We start from the raw sequence: 26,550 nt of genomic DNA, 5'->3' as shown, positions 1-26,550 counted from the left end.
TGTATATTGTTAGGAACAATTTACAAATCTCGATTGGCTTATAATCGAGATGCAAATATAAATGAATATTGGACAATTTAACAAAATGTGAAGTCCATTTAATCGTTCAAAAAGCCTGTTTTTTTTTAAGTATTTACTAAAGACTTGTCTGTCAAGGAGAAAAATGATCACCAAAAATCAGAAAATTTTTTACAGAAATAAATAAGATGAGTTCTTAAAATTGGCCTAATTAATATTGGAATCTACTTTTTGTGAAATAAAAAATGCTGGATTAGAAATAATTATCATTAATTAAATATTAAATTTAATATTTCATGGTAAAAATACCCTGTACAGGGTATTTTCTAATCAGCCTATTCAGGGTATCTTTACGATATATAAAAATAAAGTTGAAATAGATTATATCAATTATAAGAAATACTGAATGATTAAACTTTTACCAAAATGATTATTACAACCATACACGGAACATATTCTATTATCAGCAATGAGAAAGATCAAGATAAATTGATTATCAGGTCTAAAGAAAAATCCAGTCTTACCCGTATTTTTGATGAAAAAAGGATAGTCCAATGTGAAATAGAAGGTTTTTCCTTTTGTGTTTCATTATGTAAGCAGGAATTTGCCCACATATTGATTATGCTGGTCAAAGAAATTAACTATTCCGATCTTGATCAATATTTGTCAGAAGCAGCTGTTTATGTGAACAGAATCATGGCTTAAAAACTAGCATTCAAAATTACTTAAATTGAGTTAACCTACCATTTGTACTTTTTTTTCAAACATATGTTTAGTTTGCCATATTCATGAAATTCAATTAATAAACTGTAAACCGTAAAAAAATCTATTCGAAATTTTGATACACTTTTCCTGTCAACACTGGAATTATATTTTAAAAAAAAAATTTATTCAAAAGTATATTTTTTTAAGTATTATCATAATTTTACAGATTCATTGAGTCACCAGTTATTACGCTCATTGCCTTTCTCTACAGTCTATTACATGTTGAAAGTTAAAGAAATAGAAGCCATAGTTCCGGCATTCTTCAAAAATTCAGATTTGATCTATGTCTGTGTTTTGGACATTGAAGGACAGGTATATTATGCCAGCAAAAAGTTCGAACAGCTTTTTGATACCAGTTTCACAGAAATTTTTGAAAAGAATTTTTCAGAAACCTTGAAGAAAGGTTTCCAAGCAGATATTCACGATTTATTGATGAGTGTCATTGAAAAGCCCAACCATAACACTCAGGTGGAATTTTTGCATGGCAATAGTCTGATCAAGTGGGAATTTTCAGTTTTGAAAAATGAGGAGGGGGATTTTTCTGGAATTTTGGGTTTGGGCCATCCTAAATCCAATCATTATCAGATAGGGCATAATGAGTCTTCATTTCCAAAAAGTGTCAATCCGATCACGGACATTTATATGCAATTGGATCATTCTTGGGAAATAGTTTCTGCCAATGATGAGGCAGAGAACTATTTCAACCAAAAAGAAGAAAATCTCTTAGGAAAAAGTATTTGGCAAATTTACCCTGATCAAAATATATACAAGTATGCTTTGGAGTTTAAGAAAGCAAAAGAATCTAAGACTTTAAGGGTATTTGAAGACTTTAGTACTGTTAATGGACGCTGGTACAAAGTTTATGTTATTCCAAGGCCCGCGGGATTGGATATTGTGCTCAAAGATATTTCAGAAGTACAAAAACTTTCCCAAGAGTATAAACAGGTGAATTTTACTTTGCAGACGATTATTGAAAATGCTGAAGAGAATATATTTTTTGTTGGAAAGGATCTAAGGATTTTAGGCTTCAATTCAAAAGCCGAAAAACTAGTGAAATGCCATTTTTCCAAAAGCATGAAAATCGGAGATAAATTTTTGTCTTATCTGATGGAAGGAATGGATGAAGAGTTTCTGAAACATGTTGAAAAGATATTTGAAGGTCATCGAATTGACTTTGAAAAAGATGTTTTACAGCAGAAATACGGGGAAAAAATCTGGTTTTCTCATAAATTTTTCCCTTTAGTAAGTTCTGATCAGAAAATCATTGGCTTTGTATACGCATGCAAGGATATTCATGAGGAGAAAATAAATTCCCACAAGCTTCATCATCAAAACAGGCTCATGAGGGAGATTTTACATACCCAATCCACCACGCTCCGTTCACCTCTATCTTCGATTTTAGGCTTATTGGAACTAATTGACAAGAATCAGTTGGATAAAGAGAATAAGAAATACTTTTCTTATTTGAAGCCATTGGCCCAGGAACTGGATCAGACCATCAGAAACAATTCTAAACAAGTGTCAGATTTAGATTAAGTATATTGATTGGTCAGGTTATTTGACTAAGTTGAATTGGGTAAAACATTAATAATACGTATTAATGATATCAATTTTTTCATGTTGATTTTTCTCACGACAACTTTGAATTTGGTAAAGTTCATGATTTATACATCTGAAAAATATTCTAGAACCTTTTTTTTAAAGTTTGAAATGGTTATTCGGCCTAAAAAATAAACAATTCCTTTCCTTATCTGTTCTTTAGTCAAAACTTAGTTTAGGGTATGAAAGAATTGATTAAAGGGTTCAAATCAACTTCAAACGGCAATGGGTCTAAAGAACCAAAAAATAAGCTTTTGGTCAAAGATGCAATTTTTGTCAGAAATAAAGGCAATTTAGTTAAAGTTAAATTTACGGATATTATGTGGCTGAAAGGTGATGGCAATTACACCACCTTGGTCACAAGAAGTGAAGTGTATTCCTTGCGTAACATTTTGAAGGAGTTTGAATCAGTCTTGCCTTCCAATGATTTTATCAGAATCCATAAAAGCTACATTGCCAGGGTTGATGAAATCAATACCATTAATGCCAGAGAGCTTGTCGTTGGCAAAGACAGCATTCCAGTGGGGAGGACTTATTTCCAGAATTTACTTAATGGTATTCATAAATTGGGATCTGGAAATGGAGAGTAATTTATCCTCTCCACAACAAATTGCTATCTCCATAACTTAAAAACCTATATCCATTTTTAAGCGCTTCATCATAAATTTTTCTCCAATCACCATGAGTGAAAGCAGCAACCAAAAGTATAAGAGTGGAAGATGGTTGATGGAAATTGGTGATCAAACCGTCGCAGACTTTGAAATCATACCCTGGCATGATAAATATTTCTGTAGATCCAGTAATCTCTTTGTGTTGATTCTGCTGCATATAATCAAGTACAGCCCTAAAACTGTCATTTCTTGAAGGGAGCTCATTTTTTTGATGATGATAAGGGTATAACTTAGAAATCATAAAATGACTGTCCTGATCCAAGATCAATTTTACCCCAAACCAATATAAGCTTTCCAGTGACCTCATAGAGGTAGTACCTACTGCAATGATTTTTTCCTGATGGTTTGCCAGTCTTTCTACAGTTTCCAGCTCTATTACCATCTGCTCACTGTGCATGGCATGCTCGGTGACTTTTTCATTTTTGATTGGCTGGAAAGTCCCTGCACTTACGTGTAATGTCAAAAACTCTTGTTTTATGCCTTTTTCGTGGAGCTTGTCCAATACTAGTGGAGTGAAGTGTAAACCAGCGGTGGGGGCCGCCACAGCACCTTCTTTTTTGGAGTAGACAGTTTGGTATCTAGGTTTATCTTCTTCAGTCGCTTTCCTGTTAAGATACGGAGGAAGCGGGACCTCTCCTGAAGCTTCTACAATTGAAACAAAAGGGATATTGTTACCAGTCCAGTTGAACTGGACAGCCTTAGTTTCCCGATCTACCAATTTGGCACTGATGATACATTGTTGTCCTTGGATGTCAACTTCTCCTTGTAAAATTTCTCCTTCTTTCCATTTTTTGAGATTACCGATCATCGTTTCCCAAGTCACGGACTCAGTATTGATCATGATCTCATTGATGACCGAATGGGGAGCAATTGGTTTAAGTAAAAAAATTTCGATTTTGGCGCCGGTTTCTCTTTGAAAAATCATCCTGGCAGGTATCACCTTGGTGTTGTTGAATACCATCATGCTCCCTGAGGGTATGAAATCAGGAAGTTCAAAAAAACGGTGATGAGAGATTTTCCCATTCCTGTAGTGAAGAAGCTTTGATTCATCCCTTTTTTCCAATGGGAATTTTGCTATTCTGTCTTCAGGAAGGGTATATTCGTAGTCAGATAATCTGATTTCTTCTATTTCAGTTTCTTTGAACATCTTTAAGGTGTTTTCTAACAGGGGGCAAATATATACCGAATGACAGCAATATTAAAAGGGATTACATTCAAGTACTTTCCACATCATTTGAAATTTAGGTTTGAGGCGGGCACTTCCAGGGGCGTGCTGACAGAAAAGACAACTTATTTTGTCTTGGCCCTTGAGCAGAATAATTCTGAGATCAAAGGTTGGGGGGAAGCTGCACCATTGCCCAGCTTGAGTATTGATGATGTTCCTGATTTCGAAGAACAATTGGCCAAATTTTGCACCAAGTTATCAGGTCAAGATCTTCCTGTGCATGAAAATGAATTACTCGATTGGGTTTCAGCCATGATTCCTGCAAAGTTTCCCAGTATCCGATTTGCTTTTGAAACAGCTCTGCTTGACCTTAAGTATGGTGGTGTTAAAAAGATATTTGATAATGCCTTTTATGATAAAGGTAGCCCCATTCCCATTAACGGTTTGATCTGGATGGGAGATAAAGATTTTATGCTCGAACAAATTGATAAAAAGCTTTCAGAAGGCTATGACTGTATCAAAATGAAAATTGGTGCCATTGATTTTGATCAGGAGTGTGCTTTATTGGGATATATCAGGTCGAGATATACAGCAAAAGAAATTGTCTTAAGAGTAGATGCCAATGGTGCTTTTAATTCAGATTCCGCCGCCGAAAAATTGAACATACTTTCCTCTTTTGATCTTCACAGTATTGAACAGCCCATCAAGCAGGGTCAGGTTAAGGAAATGGCCAACTTGTGTGAATCTACACCATTGCCGATTGCCCTGGATGAAGAATTAATAGGTGTCGATGGAATTGAAGCAAAAAGAGAGCTATTGATAGCCATTAAACCTCAATTTATCATCCTTAAGCCAACGCTTCTTGGTGGAATACGGTCAAGTAGGGAATGGATTGAACTGGCAGAGTCTATGGGAATAAGCTGGTGGATGACTTCTGCACTTGAAGCAAATATTGGCCTGAATGCTATTTCACAATTTACATCCACTTATTCCGTGACCATGCCACAAGGACTTGGAACAGGTCAGTTGTATTACAATAATATTGATTCACCTTTATCGATTCGAAATGGTCAGATTTATTATGAAAAAACTAACCCATGGGGAGAAATTCCTGGTTTCGAGGTGAAAGAAAAATAAATTCCAAGCACAAAAAAAGCCCCGAAATTTTCGGGGCTTTAATACTAGATGTCAATGTGTATATATAGATTAAACTACTTTTACATTCACTGCATTTAGGCCTTTTCTTCCTTCTTTAAGGTCGAATGTAACTTCGTCATCTTCTCTGATTTCGTCGATCAAACCTGTTACGTGAACGAAATACTCTTTTGAAGACTCGTTGTCAATGATAAAACCGAATCCTTTGGACTCATTAAAAAATTTAACTTTTCCTGTGTTCATGATAAATTGTAATTGAATTAATAATATCCAAAGGTAAGGATAGTTTTTACATAAATAACTAATGTCTTGAAATATTTTTAAAGTATTTTCTACAGAAGACCAAAATTTATTTTACAAAACCGAATTGTCTATAAGAAAATATAGGAATAAAGTGGATATCAAAAGGAGGAAAATGTCCTTAATTCCAATTTTGATATGATAGTTATGGAGTTTTGATTTTGATCAAAAAATAGGTTAAATGAATTATTAGTCAAGAAATAACCAATACTCCAAATAGATTTTTCTTCCTGATTAGAGAATCAATTCAGTTTATTTTTTCTTCACAAACCACTCTCTTAAGATAAAATTGCGGTAAAGGCAGGAAATTTCTTTTTTGAATTTAATCTAACCCAAAGAAATACACAGGTTTGTGGTATTTTGTCTCCAGGTCAATTTTGGACAGCTTTCCTGAGCGTTGGTTCCGTTCGAAAACTGTGATGGTATGAGAAGCCTGATGGGCTACCAAAAGGTAATTTCCATCTTTGGTGATGATAAAATTCCTGGGCATTTCTCCACCTGTTTTGACCCTTTCCACAAATTTAAGTTTTCCTTCATTTTCAATTTCAAAAACTGTGATATCATTAGCATCGCCACGGTTGGATGCATATACAAACTTGCCATCCGGTGAAATGCGTACCTCTGCAGCACCTACTTCTCCTATGAAATCATCATCCGTAAGGGAGACTGTCTGAGTTCTCGCCATTTCACCATTATTGAAAGTATAAACGCCAAGTTCGGCTGACAGCTCGTGTACCAAATAGACGGGGGATCCGCTAGGGTGGACTACAAGGTGTCTAGGTCCAGCCCCAGCTTCCACTTCGTGATAAGGAGTATCGGCATTGTTGAAAGGAACAGCAAAGGTAGGATTGAAGTCATAAACATGGATTTTGTCAGTTCCCAGATCACCTACCAAAAGATATTTTCCACTTGGGTGGAACACAACACTATGAACATGAGCACTTTCCTGTCTGGAAGGGTTAATGCTTTGACCTTCATGTTGATAAGTTTGTACGTGGTTTAATTTTCCGTCCTCAATTTTATAGGCAGAAAAATTTCCACCACTGTAATTCCCGACTATGAGAAATTCTTCTTTTGGGTCAAGGCTAAGGTAACATGGATGAGCACCGAAGGTATCCTCTGTGTCCAATAATTGCATGGTATTGGTTTGCCTGTCCAATGAAAAGGATTTGACTTTGCCGCCTTTTTCACCATCAGTTTCTTCCACAGCAAAGGCCAAAGTCTGGGCCTTGTTGGTGATGACAAAGGAAGGATTGATAATTCCGGCAGCAATTGTTGAAGCCTGTAATAGATTGTTTTCCGGATCAAAGGTCAAAAATCCAATTCCTTGACTCTCGTTATCAGTATAAGCTCCAATGAGAAAGGTGTATTTTTCTTCCATCATTTCTTCTTGAGGGGATTCATCACATGCCTGGATCATGAGGAATAAGACAGGAAGCAGGGTTGAGAGAATTAGTTTTTTATTCATGCTATTCCATCGGATTTGTCATTACTTTCAGGACTATTTTGATCTTCACTATATAACTCATGTGTCACGGGGTCATATTTCCCGGACAGATCGTCTATTTTTGTTCCTTTCCAGACAGGTGTTTTTGTAAAATAGGCAGATCTCATCAACATGTGCCCTCCAATCGGAGCAGTAAGGAAGATAAATAAAATAATGGCAATAACCCTGGTAGTCACAGAATAATCTTCAAAATAAATGGCCGCTGAAGCCAATATCAGGCCTAAACCTAATGTGGCGGCTTTAGTGGTGACATTGATCCGGAGATAGACATCTGGTTTTCTCAGCATGGCTATCGCTGTTGAAAGCACAAACAACCCACCTATTGTTGATAAAATCATGATCAAAATCTCATTCATCGTTTTTTTCTCTTTGTTCCATAAAATAAGCAAATGCCACCGTACCTAGGAATGCTATCAAAGCGAGTAACATGGCAATATCCAAAAATGTACTTTGATCATTCTGCATACTGTAAACAGCAATAATCCCAATTGAGGTCAAGATCAGCATATCAAGTGCGATAACCCTATCCGCTATACTTGGACCTTTCAGAAATCGTATAAAGACCAAAATAACCGACAATCCCAAAATGGGAAGAAGTATATAATTATAGTATTCCTGAAGACTCATCTCATTAATTCTAATAAACGTTTTTCAAAATCTTTTTTAACCCCTTGGATAAAAGATTTGTTATCCTCACAGTGGATCACGTGCACATACATGACTTTCTTGTCATCGGAGACATCCAACACCATTGTTCCCGGAGTTAGACAGATCAGGTTTGCCAAGAAGGTGATTTCCAGATTACTTTCCGCCTCTAAGGGAAACTTGATGATAGCGGGAGATAATTTTGATTTGGAATAAAGGGACTCCTTGACAGTTTGTAAATTGGCAAGTACTATTTTCCAGAGTATGTAAAAAAGGAAAAGGACCACATTGGGCAATATGGTAAAATATTTGTTGTCCTTCCTGTTGACCGTGATGATCCAAAGAATCCCGAAACTGATCAGGAAACCAAAGACAAAATTTTCCTCTGTCAATGTTCCTGTGGCAAATAACCATACTACGGCCAGTAAAATATTGCTTAAGAAGAGTGATTTGGTCATGGATTCAAGGTTTTTTGTCCCAACACAGTTTCAATATACAAAGATGGATTCACTAATTCGGAAGCAATCTGCTTTGATAAGACAATGATTTGCTCTGCTCCGAAACCTATATAAAGGGAAATAAGAGATAAAAGAAAGATGGGAAAGATTATTACACCTTTTTCCTTTATTCCCAACTGATGGAAGTATGTTCCTATGGCTTTTTTCGGAAGATCTTTTCCGGGTTTCCAGAAAACTTCTGCCCATACTTTAGCAATTACCCAAAGGGTAAGAAAAGATCCAAGGATTACAAAACCCACTAATACATATTCTTTGGCTTCCAAGCCCCCTTGAATGAAGAACAATTTTGCCCAGAAACCTGATAGGGGAGGAATCCCCACCAAGGAAAACATGGGAATGGCCATCAGAAGTGACAGCAGAGGGTAAGATTTATACATCCCGCCCAATTCTTTGATATTCTGAGTACCGTTTATCTTGAGTATGAGTCCCGAAACCATAAATATATTGGTCTTGACCATGATGTCATGTACCAGATAAAAGATGGTTCCTGCAATGGCGATTTCTGTCATCATACCAAGACCGGCCATCATAAAACCGATATGGCAAATGATCAAATAGCCGAAAATTTTACCCAAGTGTTCATGTGTCAGGGCTCCAAGACCTCCTGAAAGTATGGTCAAAGCGGCCATAACAGACAAGATGATGCCCAAAAACTCATCCCCAACGAATATCAGGGTAAAAGTTCTCACCATGGCATAAACCCCTACTTTGGTCAACAAACCTCCAAATATGGCAGCTACTGCAGGTGGTGGGGTGTGATAGGAGGCAGGTAGCCAAAAGTAGAGAGGGAAAACAGCAGATTTTATTCCAAAGGCTACCAAAAACAAACTTGCCGTCACATGTACTAATCCTCTGTTATCGATATTTTTGACACTGATCGCCAGATCGGCCATATTCAAGGAACCTGTCAGACCATATAGAAAAGCGATACCAATGAGGAAAAATACAGAGGCCAAAAGATTTAAGGCCACGTATTTGATCGCTCCTTCTAACTGTGCTTTTTTTCCTCCCATTGTAATCAACACAAAAGAAGAAATGATAATGACTTCAAACCAAACATACAGGTTGAAGATGTCCCCAGTAAGGAAGGCTCCCTGGAGCCCCATCAATAAGAAGTGCAGCATTGGGAAAAAGCCAAATTTCAATCTAGCTTCGGACATGGTTCCTGATGAAAATATGGAAACGGCAAATCCTGCAATAGCTGTCAATAAGACCATGGTGATACCAAAAGCATCTGCTACAAAGGTTATCCCGAAAGGAGCCTGCCAATTTCCAGCTTGGGTGACCTGGATTCCATTTTGATAGACTAAAGTGAATAACGTGACCACAATCCCCAAGTTGATCAGAGAAAGCAGTATGCTCAAAGTTTTTTGGATTTTGGTATTACTCCAAAAAAACAACAGCGTGACAGCTGAGGCCAATTGGAATAGGATGGGAGAAACTATCCAGATATTACTCATATTTCTTCGTCAGTTGAATTCAACTCGTCCAGATCATCTGTTTCGAGGACTTTATACACTCTTTTGATCAGAATTATAGCAAAGGACTGTAGGCCAAAACCGATCACGATGGCAGTTAAGATTAGTGCCTGGGGTAAAGGGTCTGCATAGATTTCAGAAAAAACCTTTGATGCTTCGTCAATGACAGGAGGATGTCCTTTGACTAATTTTCCCAATAGGAAGATCAGTAAATTCACCCCATTTCCTAGAAGGATCAGTCCAATGATCATTTTAAACATACTTCTTCTTAAAAGCATATAGATGCCGGCAGCATGTAAAAGACCGATTATCAATATCAATAGTAATTCCATATCAGATGGTTTCAGAAATTGAAAACATGATGGTAAGTGTAGAGCCTACCACTACCAAATAAACACCAATGTCAAAAAACAGGGCTGATCCAACCATTCCGATAAGTCTGAGTGGTTCCTCAAACCATAAGCCTGTCATAACAGGAAGCCCTACTATCCATGGGCTTAAAGCAGATACTATGGACAGGGCAAGCCCAATAGGCATCAAGTACCTTGGATTAAGTTTGACTATGCCTTGGGTTTCTTTTAATCCAAAGGCAAATGAGTGTAAAATAAAAGCCAATGCTGCCATGAGTCCTCCTACAAATCCACCTCCTGGAAGATAGTGGCCCCTAAGCAAGATGAAAACTGAGAATAGTAAGAGTAAAGGCAGCAAATACGTGGCTGCAGTTTTAAATATCAATGATTTCATTTCAGTCTTTTTTAGATGGATTAAGGTCAAGTTTCAAAAGGCTGAAAACACCCAAGGCAGCTATGACCAAAACTACGGATTCTACCATGGTATCAAATCCCCGAAAATCTACGAGGATGACATTGACTACATTTTTGCCTTTAGCCAATAGATAGGCATTTTCTGCATAATAGTCAGAAATTTCAGAAGATGAAGGTGCTTCAAATACCTCCAATGCCAATACGGAAATGAGGGTTCCGAAAAGAATGGAAAGGATGGCATCTCTGATTCGGATCCTTTTGGAAGAGAAGGTTTTGTTTTTAGGCAGGCGGAACAAAACCAGCATGAACAATAATACGGTCAAGGTGTCGATTGAAAATTGTGTCATGGCCAGGTCGGGTGCAGAGTAGTATAGGAAAAACAGGCAGTTAGCCAAACCTATAATCCCTAAAGCCACAATTACACCTGTTCTAGTCGAGGCAAAAAGCGCAAAAAATATAGAAGTGACCATAAGAACCACTACGATAAATTCGGAAGGGGTAATTTGGGAAATTTGGCTCCAATCCAAATGGATATTCACACCATACAGGAGACGGTAACCCGCTAAAAATGTCAGAAAGAGTAAAATGGTAATCACATAATTTCTTAAATAACCATTTTGAAAGAAACCGGTCCAGTATTTCGCAAAAGCCCCAAAGCCATTTCCTAAATTTTCACTGAGTTGGATAGGGGCAAAACTGTCAAACCTCATTACTTTTTTACCCAACGCCTCAGAAGGCTTGAGCATATAATAGATCCCAAAGCCCAATACCAATGTCAGCAAGCTCAAGACGATTATCCAATGGAATCCATGCCAAATGGCCAGATGTATTCCTGTAGGATCAGTCGAAAGGTTACTGTAAACAGCCTGCATGAAGTTGTCTAAAAGAAATGGGAAAACACCGAAAATTACGGACAAAGTAGCCATCAGTACTGGAGGTACCCAAAGGAGTGGACTGGGCAAGTGTACTTTTTTGAAGGGTTCCGGCAAATTACCAGTGAAAGGTTTTACTCCCACCCAAAAACCTGCTACAAATAAGAAAATCTTCGTTAGAACCAGTAAAGAAGTCAATACAATTGCATAGCCACCAAAGTGGAAGGTTGCTTCATACATCACTTCTTTACTGATGAAACCCAAAAACAAAGGAATTCCTGCACTGGAAAAGGCAGCTACATAGCCTGCAAAAGCGACTGGTTTCATGACTTTTTGCAATCCGGCAAGGCGGGTTACATCTCTTGTGCCTGTTTCATGGTCAATAATTCCCGTGATCAAGAAAAGTGTTGCCTTATACAAGGCATGTGTTAAGATAAAAAGAACTGCCCCAAGCAAAGCCTCTTTTGTTCCAACACCTATTAAAAAAACCAAAATACCTAAAGCAGAAATGGTCGAGTAAGCCAGAATACTTTTTAAATCAGTCCTGAAAAGGGAATGTGCAGCGGCATAGACCATGGTTATTCCTCCTACTACGATCAGTGTCCCGTTCCAAAGTAGCGTATCACCCAACAAAGGAGTGAATCTTGCCAGCAAGTAGATACCTGCCTTGACCATGGTAGCAGAATGAAGGTAGGTACTTACTGGAGTTGGTGCTTTCATGGCACCTGGAAGCCAAAAATGAAATGGAAACTGCGCTGATTTGGTAAAGGCACCTATAAAAATCAAAAAGATGATCCAAGAATAACTGGAATGTTCCTTCAGTATTTCAGGGGATGATAATAATTCCGTGAATGAAAAGCTGTTTCCAATAAAGCCCATCCAGATCAAACCACCCAATAAAACCAATCCCCCAAGTCCTGTAATACCTAAAGCGGTCATGGCTGATTTTCTGGATGAAGCTTCTTCATTGTTAAATCCGATCAGAAAAAACGAGGTGATACTGGTCAGTTCCCAGAAAACAAACATGGTAATCAGGTTGTCTGATAGGACTAGACCAAGCATAGATGCCATGAACATGGCCAAATAACCATAAAATCTATCGAGATAGGTATGCCCTTTGAGATAATAGGAGGTATAAAAGAATACCAATGTTCCGATTCCTGTGATCAAAAGGGCAAAAAGCAAGGATAACCCATCCAGTCTGAAATTTAAGTCAATTCCATAACTGGGTATCCATTCATAAGGAAAAGGAATAAATTCTTCGGCTTTGATTCCAAAGACGAATTGAAAAAAGTACAGGAACAATCCTAACGGTAAAAGCGGGTAAATCTGCGGAATTACCTTTTTCGCATATCGGCTTAAAAGGGGTGTGAAACCAGCTAAAATAAAACCCGACAAAATAGCTATGATCATAAGGGTATTTTGATTCAAAGATGTAAATGGCCTGTAAAATACAAAAAAAATGGGGGGGAGCAGTTAGCATTTTTATGAAAAACACCTGAACTCTTTCAGGATAGTATAATAATGAAAAGGTAATGTTTTGATTAATGTAATTTTTATGTGTTTTTTTGGTCAAAATGATAAAAATTAATCCGTTTGGTTATTTTTTCTTAAATTCACATTCTCAATAACCATTAAGCCTATTATGTCTAAAAACAATTACCAAACCGAAGTAGCCAAAAGGTTTACCATTTATAATAGTTTATTTTTAGATCTTCCTTTTAGTGATATCCATAGGACAGGAACTCTATTGCCTATTTTAGCGAGCAAGTGCCAGGAAGGTTTTGATAAGGGAAGGACTCCCAAAGAAATTATAGAAGGATTCTTTGAAGAAATGATGTCCAAAAACTCAAAGGCCGAGCGGCATGATTTATTGTTCAAAATGGTCCAATATGTGGAACGGCAAGTTGTATTGTTTGACTCCATAGAAGATGCTGCTTTTGAGAAAATCCATGATTTAAAGGGTAAAGGTAGTGTTGCTGCCCTAGTTGCCAGGGTAGACAATGACCGAAAGCGTGAGGCCTTGATTGAGAAATTGAGAAATTTCTCTGTTCGATTGACCTTGACGGCACACCCTACTCAATTTTATCCGGGCAATGTGCTCGGCATCATCACGGATTTGGAATCAGCCATACGTTCCAATGATTTGGGTAATATCAACCTGCTTTTGCAGCAACTTGGAAAGACCGGGTTTATCAATAAAGACAAGCCAACGCCCTTGGATGAGGCTGTCAGTTTGATCTGGTTTTTGGTAAATGTTTTTTATCATAGTATTCCCGATATCATGACCAGATTGCTCAATATGCTTGAAATTCCCCTTCATGAATGGGACAATCCGGGCTTATTGAAAGTAGGCTTCTGGCCTGGAGGGGATAGGGACGGTAACCCATTTGTAACCCATGATATTACGGTAAAGGTTGCGGAAAGACTTCAAAAATGGATTCTGAGATGTTACTATAGGGATGTAAGAAAAATCAGAAGGAGATTGACCTTCAAAAATGTAGAACCTATTATGCTGAAGGTAGAGAATGGTCTTTTCAATTCCTTATTTGAGGACCAAAACTACTACAACAGCAAAGAGGAATTACTGTTTGATCTGATGGAAGCAAGAAAAGGATTGATTGAATATCATGAGGGACTTTTCTTGGAGCAGCTGGACGAATTTATCCTGAAAGTAAAGATTTTCGGTTTTCATTTTGCCAATATGGATGTCCGACAGGATAGTCGTAAGCATGATGGTTTATGGGATGAAATCATGGAACTGCAGATTGGGAAAGAAGCTTTAGAAACCTATCATCGGCTTAGCGAAGAAGAGAAAATCAAATTCCTGCTCGAAATAGAAGGATTACCGGATACCAAAAAAATCAAGGATGAGTTTCATCAAGAAATGCTCAAGTCCTTTGATGCCATTAAAACTGTGCAGCAAAACAATGGGGAAGACGGGCTGCACCGTTATATCATTTCAAACTGTCAGTCAGCTTTGCATGTATTGGAAGTTTTCCAATTGGCTAGGTTGACATTGGGCAAAGGCCAAGAAGATTTGCCATTGGATATAGTGCCGCTTTTTGAAACCATCGATGATTTGGCTGAAGCTCCTGCTATTATGGAAAAGTTGTATCAGCATGAGAGTTACAGGAATCATCTTAGGAACAGGAAATCCAAGCAGACGATCATGTTGGGTTTTTCGGACGGGACCAAGGATGGAGGATATATCAGGGCGAACTGGTCCATTTTACGTGCCAAAGAAGAGCTGAGTAAGATTTCGAGGAAATATGACGTGCATGTTATCTTTTTTGACGGTAGAGGAGGACCTCCGGCTAGGGGAGGCGGAAATATGCACAATTTCTATGCTTCGCATGGCCCACAAGTGGAAAACCAGGAAATCCAGGTGACCATTCAAGGTCAGACAATATCGTCGAATTATGGGAAACCAGCCTCTTGCAGTTACAATTTTGAACAATTGCTCTGTGCAGGAGTGGAAAATGAGCTATATCCGTCTCCTGAGAAGACATTGAATGCCTATCAAAGAGCACTTATAGATGAAATGGCAGAGGTTTCATACAATTTCTATAAAGATTTCAAAAGCCATCCCCAGTTTTTACCATATTTGGAACACGTTACCCCTTTGAAGTATTTCGGTCAGGTCAATATAGGTTCCAGGCCTCTGAAGAGAGGAAAGGATAGTGGCTTGAAGTTTGATGACCTTAGGGCTATTCCATTCGTGGGTTCATGGGCACAAATGAAGCAGAATATTCCAGGTTTTTTTGGTGTAGGAGCGGCATTGGAATCCTTAAAGAAGGAAGGGAAATTTGAAGCATCGAAACAGTTGTATAATGATTCGCTTTTCTTCCGATCCCTCTTAGGGAACTCAATGCAGTCATTGGCCAAATCTTTTTATGAAGCCACGGCTTATTTAAAAAAGAACAAACAGTATGCAGAATTTTGGCAATTGATGTTTGATGAATATGAAAGAACTATCCGGTTGTTGCTGGAAGTTTCGGGCATGGATACTTTGTTGCAAGACAATCCGACCTCTAAGGAATCTATTGAAATCCGTGAAAAGATCGTGCTTCCTGTCATTACTATTCAGCAGTACGCTATCCAGACCATGTTGGAAAAAGGAGTGGATGACCCTGTTTTGCAAAAACTGATTTTGAGGACCATGTTTGGCATTATCAATGCGGCACGGAACGCAGCTTAATTTTCTTTTTATTCAAAAAAAGCCCGAAAGAATTTTTCTCTCGGGCTTTTTTTATTCTTCATCATGAAAATCTGGCAGAGGAAGATGCAAAACCTCATACACCTTACTCAGGTTGTCATAGGTTTCTGCCAGAACTACAAGCATGTCACCCCCTAGAATTTCAGTTGTGCCATTTGGAGTTAGGTATTTATTATCCCTTTTTAACATGGCTATGATGGCATTTTTTGGAAATCCCAGTTCCAGAATTTTTTTACCGATAATGTCATTATCCTGAGGAATATGGATTTCAACCATGGCTGTTTTAGGTCCTTCTCGTAAAAATGTATCCAATGGTGACATCGGTTTAACTTTCTCAGGTAAAGCAACTTTCAACCATTCCGCAACTTTTGAAAGGGTGGTGCCTTGGATTAATACAGATGTTACCGATATGAAAAATACGATGTTGAAAATAATCGGAGCCTTATCTATGCCAGCAATAAGCGGGTAAGTGGCAAATACAATTGGAACAGCTCCACGGAGGCCAACCCATGAAATATACCATCTCCTTCTATTTTTCATTTTAAAGGGCAGCATACTGATAAACACTCCCAGTGGCCTTGATACAAAAATAAGGAAAAGAGAAGCTGCCAGACCTAATCCTGCTAAAGGTATCATTTCATTTGGATTGACAAGAAGCCCAAGGGTAAGGAACAGCACAATCTGCATTAGCCAAGCCAATCCGTCATAAAGTTTCAAAATAGTTTTTTTATGAATAAAGTCCTGGTTTCCAATATATACTGCGCAAAGATAGACAGCGAGGAATCCATTTCCTCCCAAGAAATCAGTAAATGAAAAAGTGATAAACATCAAGGAAATTAACAAAACAGGATAAAGTCCTTCGAAACCCAGATTGATTTTATTAATGGCTATTTTACTGAGCCAACCGAAGGCTAGTCCAAGAATAGCACCCAATATCATTTGTTGGAGAAATAAGATCAGAAGGGACAAAAATGAGGTTTCCGGATTCATAACAAGACCCAAAAATGCAATGGTCAAAACGTAGGCCATGGGGTCGTTACTACCACTTTCGAGTTCCAGTGTTGATCTTAATTTATATTTTAGTGCGAGGCTTTTTGACCTGAGGATGGAAAACACTGCAGCAGCGTCGGTGGAAGATACAATGGCACCAAGAAGGAGGGATTCATAAATGGAAAAGTCTGAGATGTACCAAAAAAACACGCCAAGAGATACCGCAGTAATCAACACTCCTATGGTGGACAAGACTATTCCCTGCCCGAGTACGGGTTTGATAGATTTCCAGTTGGTATCCAGACCACCTGAAAAAAGGATAAAATTAAGAGAAACTATTCCGATAAACTGAGCTATGCTCGGATTGTTAAACTGGATTCCCAAGCCATCAGTTCCGGCAATCATCCCAATTCCCAGAAACAAAATAAGTGTAGGTACTCCAAACTTATAAGATGTCTTTCCAGCCAAAATGCTCAAAAAAAGCAAGATAGATCCTATAAAAAGAATGTTTTCAGTTGTCAAGTTCATAATAAAGGATAATCAAAGAGTCGAGGTTAAAATTAATATTTCCGAACAAGTCAACAAAGCTAAATAAAACTCATAAGTATGTTTGTTTTAGTTTTTGAAAAGCAATTTTTTTTATGGACTGGTAAAAGGTAGAATTCTCCTAATTTGAGACGAATCTTCAAAACAAGGGTTCCGTTTTCATTTACTAAAACCAGAGTATGTTTAAAAAAATACAATTAGGACAGCATTTAAGTTTCATGTGGGCTTTTGGGAATGGTTGATTTTTTCTTAAAAAAGTTTTACTGTAAAGACAGGAACTGCTAAATATGGAATTTCAGTATTAATTTTTATATTGTTTTTATGGAGAGATTACTAACAAAAAGGCATACATTATACATCCTACTGGATTTTTCAGAATATTCTAAAACTGAACTGTTATTTGCGAAGTCCTGGATTGCAGACAGGGACTTCGAGGTTCGTGTGCTTCATCAGCTGGATCTTTTAGTTCCTACTTTGACCAGCAAAGACATGAGGCTTAAGATCTCCTATGGGGTTAAAAGAGATATCTTAAACAAATGGTTTCAATTGAAGAATGAAATTTTTCCGGACAATGAGCATGTGAAATTTGAGATTTTGGATCATTCAATTGTGGATTATCTTACAAAAATCCCTAAAGATGAGCGCATTTTTATAATAATGGGGCTGAAGGGTGGAGGGAAACTGAAGCAGATATTTATTGGCAGTATGGTCAATGAAGTGATTGAAAAATTGGATATTGTCACATTCGCATTACCTAAAAGTTTGAAGAATTTTACCCCAAATGAAATCATTATTACTGTCCATCCTGAATTTGATTTTAATATAGAAGCATTGCATCAATTATTGGACATTGTACCAGACACAGTCAATACTTTGAAATGGATCAGTATTGCTAAAGAAGGAGAGCAAGTGGAAGATCTAAATGATTATTTGGAATATTTGATCAAAAGGACTAATACAGGGCTGCAGCAGGAAATGGCAGTATTTTCTGGCATGAATGTTTTTGCTCAGGTCAAATCTTTTTTTCAGTCAAATGAAAATAAAATCCTGCTGATACAGAAAGGAGGTAGAACTTTTATGGATAAACTATTTAGGAAATTCCTGATCAATGATCTAGTATATGATGGTTCAATTCCTTTAATTATTTTACCCTTATGACCTGTTTGAATGAATTGTCCACTAGCCCTTTTATGGAGTTTGCCATTATTTTGTTTTTTGCAGCTTTATTGGGCATAATTGGTCAGTTATTGAAACAGCCTTTGATTGTAATGTTTATTTTTTTAGGTGTTCTGGTGGGCCCTTCCTTCTTGGATATTGTTCAATCTAAAGAACAAATCCATCTTTTGGCAGATATTGGCATTGCTATACTTTTGTTTATTGTAGGCTTGAAATTAGACCTTAGATTGATCAAATCCATCGGTAAGATTGCCTTGATGACAGGTATTGGGCAGGTCATTTTTACATCACTTTTTGGATATGTAATCGGAATAGCACTTGGTTTTTCCAGTATGGAAAGCTTTTACATTGCTGTGGCTTTGACATTTTCAAGTACCATTATCATCGTAAAGCTCTTGTCAGACAAGAAAGAAATTGATTCCTTACATGGTCAGATAGCAGTTGGTTTTTTAATAGTGCAGGATCTCGTGGTAATTCTCGTCATGATCATTTTGTCTACCTTAAACAGGGCAGGGGATTCACTCATAGGTGTTGAAATCGGATTGACACTGATTTATACCATGATCTTTGTTGGGTTTACTTTTCTGGCGATGAGATATTTTGTACCTGGGATAACATTATTTTTGGCAAGATCTATTGAATTGTTGACCTTATTTGGAATAGCATGGGCAGTAGCAATGGCGGCAATAAGTGAATTGATTGGTTTCAGTGCAGAGGTTGGAGCTTTTTTGGCAGGAGTTACCCTAGCCTCTTCTCCCTATAAAGATGTTATCAGTAGTAGACTGGTCAGTTTACGGGATTTTTTGCTCCTCTTCTTTTTTGTAAACCTGGGATCTAATCTTAATTTATCTTTGATCGGGGAGCAAATTCCTTCCTCAATAATTTTCTCACTATTTGTCCTCATTGGTAATCCCCTGATTGTACTTGTCATCATGGGTATAATGGGATATAGAAAGCGGACTTCCTTTCTGGCGGGTTTGACTGTAGCCCAAATCAGTGAGTTTTCTTTGATTTTTGCAGGATTAGGACTGGCTGTAGGGCATATCAACGAAGAAGTATTGGGTCTGATCACATTGGTTGGACTAATTACAATTGCTTTATCTACCTATATGATTTTATATTCTTATCCACTGTATGATTTCCTAGCACCTATCTTGGGTGTTTTCGAAAAACGACACATAAAGGAAGGAAAAGACCGGATGGCTAGAGATCAAAATCCATTTGAAATTGTTGTGATCGGACTGGGAAGGTTTGGAACTGAAATTATCAAGAGAATCGAAGAAAAATCATCGGCCAAATATTTTGGTGTAGATTTCGATCCACAGGTAGTGCGTGAATTCCAAGAACAAAATAAATCTGTTATTTATGGTGATTTGGAGGACCCTGAGCTTTTGGACCGTATCCCTCTTCAACATGTGAAATGTATTATCAATACTGTTCCAAATGCTGAATTTGCAGTTCATTTGGTAAAAAGGCTGGGCAGACTTGGGTTTAAGGGAAGTATATACCACACTGCTCTTCAGAAAATTGACCAATATTTACTAAAAGAAGAAGGTATTGAAGGTATCGTAATTCCCTATCAATTGGCGGCTACCAATTTTTTTAATGATTACCTCAATCCGGTTCTTCAAAAAAATCAATAATTCTGCTCTATGAAAAAAATCAATGCTTATTTTGAAAGTACCAAAAAATATTGGGAATCAGATGTGTCTTTTATTTCTCTCCTGCTAATGTTATTGGTCATTGTTTTTATACTGCCAGTGCTGATAGATAGAGAGACTGATAATGCGTTGTTCTTGAACCTCATGTTTATTATTTTGTTTTTTATCGGTATTTTTTCCGCGAGAGAGAAGGTTTTTGTAATAGCATCCATCACCATGCTAACCTTACATGTTTCACTCCGGTTAGTAAGATTTGGAGATAACCCATTTGAATTTTACCTGTTGGAAAGAATTGTGGTAATTTTAAATTTTGCACTATTTATGCTCATCAATTTCCGGCTACTCTTCAGAGATGATGAAGTCAATGCATATAGGATAATTGGTGCTGTGAATGTTTATCTTTCACTTGCATTAATAGGAGCATTTGCCATGGAAGTGATTCAATTGACAACAGGAAATTCTATTGAGGGGAATATCCAATTGACTGGTAGAGATGAAGATTTTGGCGATTATATTTATTTCAGTTTGGTGAGTTTGAGTACAGTTGGATTTGGCGATGTTCATCCAGTAAATATCTCCTCAAAAATGCTGTCTTCGTTTCTCTCTGTGGTAGGGATACTTTATCCTGCAGTGGTTATTGCAAAATTGGTCTCATTTTCTACAAAAAAACAATGAGGCTGTCTCATAAGTTGGGACAGCCTCTTTTTTATTATGCCAGGTATCTGAATCAAATTTCATATAGCCAAATTTCAGGGCCTTCATTTGACTTATGATACAATCTCATTGAATATGGGATCAATTTAAGGTGTATTCTACCACGATTTCTGTTTTCAATAACCTTGAAATCGGACAATTTTGCTCTGCATCTTTAACCAATTCAGCAAATTTTTCAGCATCAATTCCCTCCACTTTTGCTTTCAAATCCAACTTTGATTGCTTGATGGTTCCTTCTTCAAAAGTTATAGTTCCTTCGACATGAAGCTCTTGAGGGGTAAAACCTGCATTACTCAGGTTAAAACTGAGCTTCATAGCAAAGCACCCAGCATGTGCTGCGGCTACTAATTCCTCAGGATTGGTTCCTTTTCCATCTTCAAAACGAGAGCTAAAGGAATACTGGGTTTTATCCAAAACACCAGTCTGTGTGCTTAAGTGACCTTTTCCTTCTTTTCCTGTTCCTTGCCAAACGGCTGTTGCTTTTCTTTTCATTGTTAATTGGTTTGTTGTGATTATGAATAGTTTTTAATTTTTCCTGAAATCAAGGTTATGTCAAATCAATAAGAAACTTCAATTATTTAAAATTTTACGATTACAAAATCTTCCTCAAACTTGTCCGATAATTTTGTCTTTGTTTATATAATTTCTTGAAATTGGAAATGTTCAATTTATTAAATTTAAACTTTATCTTCATTTAAAATGAGCAGTTTATCTTTAAATATCGAAGTTTTATCCGATGATCATCTTATTGATGCTCTTTTATTGATGCAAAAAGTTTTTTTTGAAGAGCAACAAATTCCAGTAGACTACCTACCGGTAAAGATATTCCCGCAAATTTCTTGGGGGATCTTTAATGGAGATTCATTGATTGGATTGTCCATCGCCTGGAAAGAGGAAGATTTATGGCATTGGGGGAGATATGCCGTTCATCCTCAGTGGAGAGGGAAAGGGTTGGGTAGAAAATTAGCACAAGTTTGTTTAAGTGATCTATTCCAACAAGGTGCTCAGGAAGTTCATATAGATGCCCGCGATGTGACCTTAAAACTATTATTACAATTTGGGGCAAAAGTAGTGGGGGATACTTTTGATTTTTATGGACCGGTCACGCCAATGCGGTTAAAGGCAGTTGATTTTTTTGAAAACATGAGGCTTAACAAATTCAGAAGATGAAAAGGGCTATTTGAAAAAAGATGGCAATTATAAGGAAGTATATGAGGAAATAAAAAAACCACCTCCTGAGAGGTGGCTTTCGGATCGTAAGTGGTTATTGTATTTTCGATCTAGTAATTTACATTGGCAAGTCATTGCCCATGTAAGCATTAGGATTCGCCATAGGAATATTGGCGCCCCATTTTTGATTGATTGCTTTGATGAATTCATTGGCAACAAAGGCATGTGCCCTTGCATTAGGGTGAACACCATCCAAAGAAAATCCGCCATTAGGTGGAACAATGGAAGCGGTTAGGCCTACACCTCCAGAACTTACCTGGCCTTGAAGCACTCTGGTTAAAAGCGCATTTACATCAACCAATACCAATCTCTCCGCATTAGACTGAACTGCAGCAGCTATGATATTATTGAAGCTTGTAATTTTGCCAGAAACTTCATCTTGCTCAATTTTGGTCAATACAAATGAATCTTCAACCGGAGAGCTAACACCTCTAACTTGCTGTGGATCACCACCAACTGGCTGTCCAAGAGCTTGTGAAAGGGTTAAAGTAGCCTTATCAGTATTATTGGATTGTCTGATGGAAGGCAGGCCATATTGGGTCAGATCGGTGAGATGCTTGTCATGCATAACAAATCCATTTTGACCCGCAGTAAAGTTGATCGTTCTTAATGCTACTTCTTCAGCAGTAATAGCACCCATTGCCTGTAATTGCAAAAGACCTCCATTGTATTGTGCATATCCTTGGTTGACAGCAGCTGCTGTACCTGCATCTAAAGGAAGCGCATTCCACGGAACCAGGTTAAAATAAGGTAGTACTGCTAGGCTCGGAATATTGGCAACCGCCCCTTTGGCTTGGGCATTAGCCTGTAGCATAGCCCCCAAAGCAAGTCCAAGTCTTTGCGTGAAGTCAGCATCTGAAGTAAGGATAGCAGGGTTGGAAGCTCCACCTATTGCATATCCCAAAACATCATTATTACCCAGCCAGAAAGTAAAGAAAGTACCGCCATTTCCCAGGGCTGTAGCTGCATCCCCAATTATTGTGGAAGTACCTGGATTGCTGGCAAATCTGGCGTACAAAGGATTGTAAGCGGGGTTTTCTGCTGATGCCGGGCCACCTGTAAGAGGAGTCAAGGCCGTTCCCAATGTAATTCCAGGAACTCCAAAATTATTCAAAGCAGCCTTGTTCCCTGTGAACGGTGCAGGTAATTCTCCGGGTCCAATTGGGGCAGGAGCAGCAGCACCTGTGGTCGGGTTAACACGTAACACCAATCTGCCCAAAGGTCCCTGAGGTCCCATGGCATAATAACCGTTGACAGAATTGATGTCAGGAACATTGAAATCTCCTGCGCCTACAACTTTAGCCTGGTCAGCCAAAATCACTGCAAATGAATTTTGCTGACCTCTGGTATACAGGGCACCATCCATAAAACCAGCTGTCAGGGAGTTGCCGACACTTATAATCTTGGACATATCTGCTGAACCCGAGGTTGGTTCTTGAATGTCCGGAGCAGGGAATTCGTAGCTACAAGAGGCTAAGAAGCCAAGTACTACTAGGTATTTTATTCTATTTATAAATTTCATAAATCAGGCTTTAGGATTATTTGAACAACTCATCAAATGTGATGGACACATAGTAGATAGCACCGATTGTAGGGCCACCAAAGTTCAGGATATATCTGTTGTTCAAAATATTTGAACCACCGAATTTGACAATTGATTTCAATGAACTTACTCTATAACTCATCTGTGCATCAACAGTTCCTACTGCAGGTACATCACCTATTGCAAATGAAGATTCCCATCTGAATCCGGTTTGATATCTATAGGCTACATTGAAACCAAGATTTTTGGTCAGTTTTCTGTTACCGAATATCAAATTGAATTTATGCTCAGGTGTGTTGAATTCTGATAAAAACTCTTCACCGATTTCAGTGATCAGTCTGTTGAAGTTGTAGTTGCCAGAGAAAGTATAGTTTTTCGGTAAATTGTACATCATACCGAATGCCAATCCATGTGCCCTAACTTCCTGACCTACCAAGTTGGTATAAGTCTGGAAAGTATTCTCACTTCCAGGAGTAGTGATCGGGGTCAATAGGGTAGGGGCATTCAAAGCATTGATGGCCAATTGTTCTGCATTAGCAGGTACAGGGAAGATCGGCCCCGGAGCTTTTCTTACTGCTGTTTGGGTGATGAAATCGTTGTAAATGTTGTAATAGTATGCAAAATCAAACATCAACTTGTTGTCAGCCAACAAACTTTTATAACCTACTTCGATGGATTGTACTTGCTCAGGTCTCAATGCCGGTAATGAAGTAACTGGCTCTAATAGTGCTGTTGCAGCAGGGGCTACAGGGCTTGCACCGGCACCTACTGCAGCGATGTATCTGTTGACAGATGCTAGGGAGTAGGCATTGTTGAAGATGTCATACTTTTCTCTGTAGAATGGAAGGCCACCTATCAATCTAGCAGAAACCACGTTTAGGTCTATATGCTGTCCCTGCGTGGTAGGCATTCTAAAGCCAGTTTGGTAAGATAACCTGAAGTTATGATTCTTTTGGGTAAATACACCTGAAATCCTTGGACTGAACTGTCCATCAAAGTTTTCATTTTTGTCATACCTGATGGAACCGGTCAATTTCAATTTGTCATTGAATATTCGCTTCGCTGCTTGGGCAAAAGCACCATATTCTGCAATAGTGATATCATTGCCTTCCACATCAGCGAAGATGGTACCATTTGACCTTAGATCATATACTCTATATTGTGCACCAACCTGCAAGTCCATAAAGTCGATTTGATTGCTGAAGTCATATTGGCCTTCTGCCATGAACATTCTGGATTTATCGTTGAACAATGAACCTTGAGGGATAAATTGGTTCTTGATGTTGGCTGCTGCGTTGTTAAATTCAGGAGAACCTGGCATCCATCTTCCTTGGTCTGCCACACCTCTTGCTGCATTATGCGCTGCTGCTTGTTGTTGTGTGTTACCAAATGATCCCGGTGCTACACCCTGCTGAGCAAGGGCGCCCATATAACCCAATGTATATTGGGCAAACCATAGAGAGTTGTCTTTCCATTGGTTGTTGATGTTTACACCGGTAAGGTCAGCAATATAAGATTCACCTGAATTCTCAGTGGTTACATATGACCTTAAGAAGAAGTTTGAACCTTTCAATTCCACTTTATGCTGGTTGATTTCAAAGTTTCTAAGAGAATATCTTTGAGCACCGGTATAGACTGAAGTTCCGGCACCATAGTTCATGGTATAGGAAAGTTCAGCTTTGTCTGTAATCCTATAGTGGAGTGCACCGTTGAACTTGATATTTTTTGCGCCATAATCCACTAAGAATCTTTCGTCATATCCTGTTCGGGAGACTACTTGATCCGGGATACTGTTCAAATAACCGCCAAGTCCTAAAGCATTTGCTTGCTGTTGAACAGCTGCTACATTTCGTAATAATCCAATATTGTTGGCCACTTCATCACCAAATACGTGAACTCTGTTGGCTCCCGGGTTGAAAGGAAGGTCTCCCTGTGCCCTACGGCTAAGGTCAGTTTGGTCAGTTCCATGCCAATCTGTGGCCTGCATGTAGGAGAAGTTCAATTTGAAAGCAAACTTGTTATTGAATGCTTTTGCATATCGGATGGAGCCTTCGTACATCGGACGGGGACTGCTAGGTTCTCCTTCTCTTCCATTGATATGGTTGACTCCTTGCTTGTAGAATGCACTCAAGCCTTGGTATTCAAATGGGTTCTTGGAATTTACCAACAAGATACCGTTGAAAGCATTTGGGCCGTAAAGTGCAGAAGCAGCTCCAGGGATAAATTCAACGCTTTCTACATCCAATTCCGATGGGCCGTTCAAGTTACCGATAGGGAAGTTCAAAGCGGGAGCCTGCGTATCCATACCATCTGTTAATTGAACAAAACGTGTATTACCAGTGGAGTTGAAGCCACGGGCATTGATAATCTGGAAATTGATAGATGAGGAAGTGACGTCAACCCCTTTGAGGTTGGCGATACCTTTGTAGTAATTGTCAGCAGCGGTCTCTCTGATGGAAAGGATATCCATTTTTTCGATTGAAACCGGAGATTGTAAAATACTTTCTTCTACCCTTGATGCAGAAACTACTACTTCCTGACCCAACATGGTCTGTTCAGACATCACTACTTCCAGATTGGAAGTGCTTTGCGTGATTTCAACTTCTTTGGAAGAGAAGCCAACCATTGAAAACACCAAGGTGAAAGGAGGGGCTTGGTTTACTGTCAGCCTGAATCTGCCGTCCAGGTCAGTAACAGTACCTATGATTCTTCCTTTAACTATAATGTTTACTCCCACAAGGGTTTCTTTGGTGATGTCCTCAGTGACCCTACCGCTGATGGTAGTGGACTGGGCATGAACCTCAGTAGCCCCTATGATTACTACGACAAACAATAGTATTAATGTCTGCCAAACACTTTTAGTAAATTTTTGCATAAGGTATATTGGGTTAATTGTAGAATTAGTTTTATCCAATTTATTCTATTGTTAATAATTGTGAAATTTAGATTAAAATCCTAATTATCAATAAAAATGCAATAAAAATATTTGAGGATTATTGATTCCTTCTCGAAGA

The 26,550-nt window shown here is 38.3% G+C and carries 23 protein-coding genes; 9 read left to right on the top strand and 14 right to left on the bottom strand.

Annotated elements, in window-relative coordinates; translation table 11 throughout:
- Window positions 1-444 precede the first annotated feature (444 nt).
- From ACFFIP_RS00270 to ACFFIP_RS00260, 3 genes are all read left to right on the top strand, one after another.
- Window positions 445-723, top strand: coding sequence for a hypothetical protein (locus ACFFIP_RS00270; RefSeq protein WP_382385552.1), 279 nt, complete (start codon window positions 445-447; stop codon window positions 721-723).
- A 279-nt stretch (window positions 724-1,002) separates the two neighbouring features.
- Window positions 1,003-2,319 (top strand): PAS domain S-box protein, encoded by a 1,317-nt coding sequence (locus ACFFIP_RS00265; protein WP_382385551.1) that lies wholly within the window; start codon window positions 1,003-1,005, stop codon window positions 2,317-2,319.
- Between the two features lie 245 nt (window positions 2,320-2,564).
- The gene (locus ACFFIP_RS00260; protein WP_382385550.1) at window positions 2,565-2,972 is read left to right on the top strand and encodes a LytR/AlgR family response regulator transcription factor; all 408 of its coding nucleotides are present in this window, start codon (window positions 2,565-2,567) and stop codon (window positions 2,970-2,972) included.
- Between the two features lies 1 nt (window position 2,973).
- On the opposite strand, the gene ACFFIP_RS00255 is transcribed toward ACFFIP_RS00260, so the two are convergent.
- Window positions 2,974-4,200, bottom strand: coding sequence for an S-adenosylmethionine:tRNA ribosyltransferase-isomerase (locus ACFFIP_RS00255; RefSeq protein WP_382385549.1), 1,227 nt, complete (start codon window positions 4,198-4,200; stop codon window positions 2,974-2,976).
- Window positions 4,201-4,239: 39 nt separating this feature from the next.
- Between ACFFIP_RS00255 and ACFFIP_RS00250 the strand changes: the two genes are divergently transcribed.
- Window positions 4,240-5,355, top strand: coding sequence for an o-succinylbenzoate synthase (locus ACFFIP_RS00250; RefSeq protein WP_382385548.1), 1,116 nt, complete (start codon window positions 4,240-4,242; stop codon window positions 5,353-5,355).
- A gap of 69 nt (window positions 5,356-5,424) precedes the next feature.
- On the opposite strand, the gene ACFFIP_RS00245 is transcribed toward ACFFIP_RS00250, so the two are convergent.
- The 9 genes from ACFFIP_RS00245 to mbhE all read right to left on the bottom strand — a co-directional run bounded on the left by ACFFIP_RS00245 (window position 5,425) and on the right by mbhE (window position 12,870).
- Complete coding sequence (locus tag ACFFIP_RS00245) at window positions 5,425-5,616, bottom strand: cold-shock protein (RefSeq protein ID WP_106565313.1); 192 nt, start codon at window positions 5,614-5,616, stop codon at window positions 5,425-5,427.
- A 379-nt stretch (window positions 5,617-5,995) separates the two neighbouring features.
- Window positions 5,996-7,141: a lactonase family protein gene (locus ACFFIP_RS00240; protein WP_382385547.1), complete on the bottom strand. Its 1,146-nt coding sequence runs from the start codon at window positions 7,139-7,141 to the stop codon at window positions 5,996-5,998.
- Window positions 7,138-7,518: a monovalent cation/H(+) antiporter subunit G gene (gene mnhG / locus ACFFIP_RS00235; protein WP_382385546.1), complete on the bottom strand. Its 381-nt coding sequence runs from the start codon at window positions 7,516-7,518 to the stop codon at window positions 7,138-7,140. Before mnhG ends, ACFFIP_RS00240 begins: the two co-directional genes overlap by 4 nt.
- A gap of 10 nt (window positions 7,519-7,528) precedes the next feature.
- Window positions 7,529-7,807: a cation:proton antiporter gene (locus ACFFIP_RS00230; RefSeq protein WP_382385545.1), complete on the bottom strand. Its 279-nt coding sequence runs from the start codon at window positions 7,805-7,807 to the stop codon at window positions 7,529-7,531.
- A complete protein-coding gene (locus ACFFIP_RS00225; RefSeq protein ID WP_382385544.1) occupies window positions 7,804-8,283 on the bottom strand; it encodes a Na+/H+ antiporter subunit E in 480 nt (159 codons plus the stop codon). The genes ACFFIP_RS00230 and ACFFIP_RS00225 overlap by 4 nt, the downstream gene beginning before the upstream one ends.
- Window positions 8,280-9,803, bottom strand: a complete 1,524-nt coding sequence (locus ACFFIP_RS00220) for a proton-conducting transporter transmembrane domain-containing protein (RefSeq protein WP_382385543.1) — start codon at window positions 9,801-9,803, stop codon at window positions 8,280-8,282. The genes ACFFIP_RS00225 and ACFFIP_RS00220 overlap by 4 nt, the downstream gene beginning before the upstream one ends.
- Window positions 9,800-10,153 carry a Na+/H+ antiporter subunit C gene (locus tag ACFFIP_RS00215; protein WP_382385542.1) on the bottom strand — a complete coding sequence of 118 codons (354 nt, stop codon included), beginning with the start codon at window positions 10,151-10,153 and terminating at the stop codon, window positions 9,800-9,802. Before ACFFIP_RS00215 ends, ACFFIP_RS00220 begins: the two co-directional genes overlap by 4 nt.
- A gap of 1 nt (window position 10,154) precedes the next feature.
- Window positions 10,155-10,565 carry a Na+/H+ antiporter subunit B gene (locus ACFFIP_RS00210; protein ID WP_382385541.1) on the bottom strand — a complete coding sequence of 137 codons (411 nt, stop codon included), beginning with the start codon at window positions 10,563-10,565 and terminating at the stop codon, window positions 10,155-10,157.
- A gap of 1 nt (window position 10,566) precedes the next feature.
- Entirely contained in the window at window positions 10,567-12,870 is a 2,304-nt protein-coding gene (gene mbhE / locus ACFFIP_RS00205) for a hydrogen gas-evolving membrane-bound hydrogenase subunit E (protein WP_382385540.1), read from the bottom strand.
- A 232-nt stretch (window positions 12,871-13,102) separates the two neighbouring features.
- Between mbhE and ACFFIP_RS00200 the strand changes: the two genes are divergently transcribed.
- Window positions 13,103-15,658 (top strand): phosphoenolpyruvate carboxylase, encoded by a 2,556-nt coding sequence (locus ACFFIP_RS00200; RefSeq protein WP_382385539.1) that lies wholly within the window; start codon window positions 13,103-13,105, stop codon window positions 15,656-15,658.
- A gap of 51 nt (window positions 15,659-15,709) precedes the next feature.
- Here ACFFIP_RS00200 and ACFFIP_RS00195 read toward each other — a convergent pair whose 3' ends face one another.
- A complete protein-coding gene (locus ACFFIP_RS00195) occupies window positions 15,710-17,194 on the bottom strand; it encodes a potassium/proton antiporter (RefSeq protein ID WP_382385538.1) in 1,485 nt (494 codons plus the stop codon).
- Window positions 17,195-17,533: 339 nt separating this feature from the next.
- Between ACFFIP_RS00195 and ACFFIP_RS00190 the strand changes: the two genes are divergently transcribed.
- From ACFFIP_RS00190 to ACFFIP_RS00180, 3 genes are read left to right on the top strand one after another with little or no spacing between them, the layout of a single operon-like run.
- Window positions 17,534-18,370 (top strand): adenine nucleotide alpha hydrolase family protein, encoded by an 837-nt coding sequence (locus ACFFIP_RS00190; protein ID WP_382385537.1) that lies wholly within the window; start codon window positions 17,534-17,536, stop codon window positions 18,368-18,370.
- Window positions 18,367-20,031, top strand: a complete 1,665-nt coding sequence (locus ACFFIP_RS00185) for a cation:proton antiporter (RefSeq protein ID WP_382385536.1) — start codon at window positions 18,367-18,369, stop codon at window positions 20,029-20,031. The genes ACFFIP_RS00190 and ACFFIP_RS00185 overlap by 4 nt, the downstream gene beginning before the upstream one ends.
- Before the next feature lie 9 nt (window positions 20,032-20,040).
- A complete protein-coding gene (locus tag ACFFIP_RS00180) occupies window positions 20,041-20,724 on the top strand; it encodes a potassium channel family protein (RefSeq protein ID WP_382385535.1) in 684 nt (227 codons plus the stop codon).
- A 120-nt stretch (window positions 20,725-20,844) separates the two neighbouring features.
- On the opposite strand, the gene ACFFIP_RS00175 is transcribed toward ACFFIP_RS00180, so the two are convergent.
- A complete protein-coding gene (locus ACFFIP_RS00175; protein WP_382385534.1) occupies window positions 20,845-21,255 on the bottom strand; it encodes an OsmC family protein in 411 nt (136 codons plus the stop codon).
- Between the two features lie 207 nt (window positions 21,256-21,462).
- On the opposite strand from ACFFIP_RS00175, the gene ACFFIP_RS00170 reads away from it, so the two are divergent.
- The gene (locus ACFFIP_RS00170) at window positions 21,463-21,933 is read left to right on the top strand and encodes a GNAT family N-acetyltransferase (RefSeq protein ID WP_382385533.1); all 471 of its coding nucleotides are present in this window, start codon (window positions 21,463-21,465) and stop codon (window positions 21,931-21,933) included.
- Window positions 21,934-22,051: 118 nt separating this feature from the next.
- Here the strand turns inward: ACFFIP_RS00170 and ACFFIP_RS00165 are convergent, their stop codons facing one another.
- Window positions 22,052-23,515: a hypothetical protein gene (locus ACFFIP_RS00165; protein ID WP_382385532.1), complete on the bottom strand. Its 1,464-nt coding sequence runs from the start codon at window positions 23,513-23,515 to the stop codon at window positions 22,052-22,054.
- 16 nt (window positions 23,516-23,531) lie between these two features.
- Window positions 23,532-26,411 carry a TonB-dependent receptor gene (locus tag ACFFIP_RS00160; protein ID WP_382385531.1) on the bottom strand — a complete coding sequence of 960 codons (2,880 nt, stop codon included), beginning with the start codon at window positions 26,409-26,411 and terminating at the stop codon, window positions 23,532-23,534.
- Window positions 26,412-26,550: the final 139 nt, after the last annotated feature.

The organism is Fontibacter flavus, from assembly GCF_042432905.1.
GTDB classification, from domain to species: Bacteria; Bacteroidota; Bacteroidia; order Cytophagales; family Cyclobacteriaceae; genus Fontibacter; species Fontibacter flavus.
This window is presented reverse-complemented; position numbering and strand designations above follow the sequence as displayed.

Bases quoted from the DNA above. Each gene is read 5' to 3' on its own strand.
- ACFFIP_RS00270 (WP_382385552.1), top strand. From the start codon at position 445: ATGATTATTACAACCATACACGGAACATATTCTATTATCAGCAATGAG.
- ACFFIP_RS00265 (WP_382385551.1), top strand. From the start codon at position 1,003: ATGTTGAAAGTTAAAGAAATAGAAGCCATAGTTCCGGCATTCTTCAAA.
- ACFFIP_RS00260 (WP_382385550.1), top strand. From the start codon at position 2,565: ATGAAAGAATTGATTAAAGGGTTCAAATCAACTTCAAACGGCAATGGG.
- ACFFIP_RS00255 (WP_382385549.1), bottom strand. From the start codon at position 4,200: ATGTTCAAAGAAACTGAAATAGAAGAAATCAGATTATCTGACTACGAA.
- ACFFIP_RS00250 (WP_382385548.1), top strand. From the start codon at position 4,240: ATGACAGCAATATTAAAAGGGATTACATTCAAGTACTTTCCACATCAT.
- ACFFIP_RS00245 (WP_106565313.1), bottom strand. From the start codon at position 5,616: ATGAACACAGGAAAAGTTAAATTTTTTAATGAGTCCAAAGGATTCGGT.
- ACFFIP_RS00240 (WP_382385547.1), bottom strand. From the start codon at position 7,141: ATGAATAAAAAACTAATTCTCTCAACCCTGCTTCCTGTCTTATTCCTC.
- mnhG (WP_382385546.1), bottom strand. From the start codon at position 7,518: ATGATTTTATCAACAATAGGTGGGTTGTTTGTGCTTTCAACAGCGATA.
- ACFFIP_RS00230 (WP_382385545.1), bottom strand. From the start codon at position 7,807: ATGAGTCTTCAGGAATACTATAATTATATACTTCTTCCCATTTTGGGA.
- ACFFIP_RS00225 (WP_382385544.1), bottom strand. From the start codon at position 8,283: ATGACCAAATCACTCTTCTTAAGCAATATTTTACTGGCCGTAGTATGG.
- ACFFIP_RS00220 (WP_382385543.1), bottom strand. From the start codon at position 9,803: ATGAGTAATATCTGGATAGTTTCTCCCATCCTATTCCAATTGGCCTCA.
- ACFFIP_RS00215 (WP_382385542.1), bottom strand. From the start codon at position 10,153: ATGGAATTACTATTGATATTGATAATCGGTCTTTTACATGCTGCCGGC.
- ACFFIP_RS00210 (WP_382385541.1), bottom strand. From the start codon at position 10,565: ATGAAATCATTGATATTTAAAACTGCAGCCACGTATTTGCTGCCTTTA.
- mbhE (WP_382385540.1), bottom strand. From the start codon at position 12,870: ATGATCATAGCTATTTTGTCGGGTTTTATTTTAGCTGGTTTCACACCC.
- ACFFIP_RS00200 (WP_382385539.1), top strand. From the start codon at position 13,103: ATGTCTAAAAACAATTACCAAACCGAAGTAGCCAAAAGGTTTACCATT.
- ACFFIP_RS00195 (WP_382385538.1), bottom strand. From the start codon at position 17,194: ATGAACTTGACAACTGAAAACATTCTTTTTATAGGATCTATCTTGCTT.
- ACFFIP_RS00190 (WP_382385537.1), top strand. From the start codon at position 17,534: ATGGAGAGATTACTAACAAAAAGGCATACATTATACATCCTACTGGAT.
- ACFFIP_RS00185 (WP_382385536.1), top strand. From the start codon at position 18,367: ATGACCTGTTTGAATGAATTGTCCACTAGCCCTTTTATGGAGTTTGCC.
- ACFFIP_RS00180 (WP_382385535.1), top strand. From the start codon at position 20,041: ATGAAAAAAATCAATGCTTATTTTGAAAGTACCAAAAAATATTGGGAA.
- ACFFIP_RS00175 (WP_382385534.1), bottom strand. From the start codon at position 21,255: ATGAAAAGAAAAGCAACAGCCGTTTGGCAAGGAACAGGAAAAGAAGGA.
- ACFFIP_RS00170 (WP_382385533.1), top strand. From the start codon at position 21,463: ATGAGCAGTTTATCTTTAAATATCGAAGTTTTATCCGATGATCATCTT.
- ACFFIP_RS00165 (WP_382385532.1), bottom strand. From the start codon at position 23,515: ATGAAATTTATAAATAGAATAAAATACCTAGTAGTACTTGGCTTCTTA.
- ACFFIP_RS00160 (WP_382385531.1), bottom strand. From the start codon at position 26,411: ATGCAAAAATTTACTAAAAGTGTTTGGCAGACATTAATACTATTGTTT.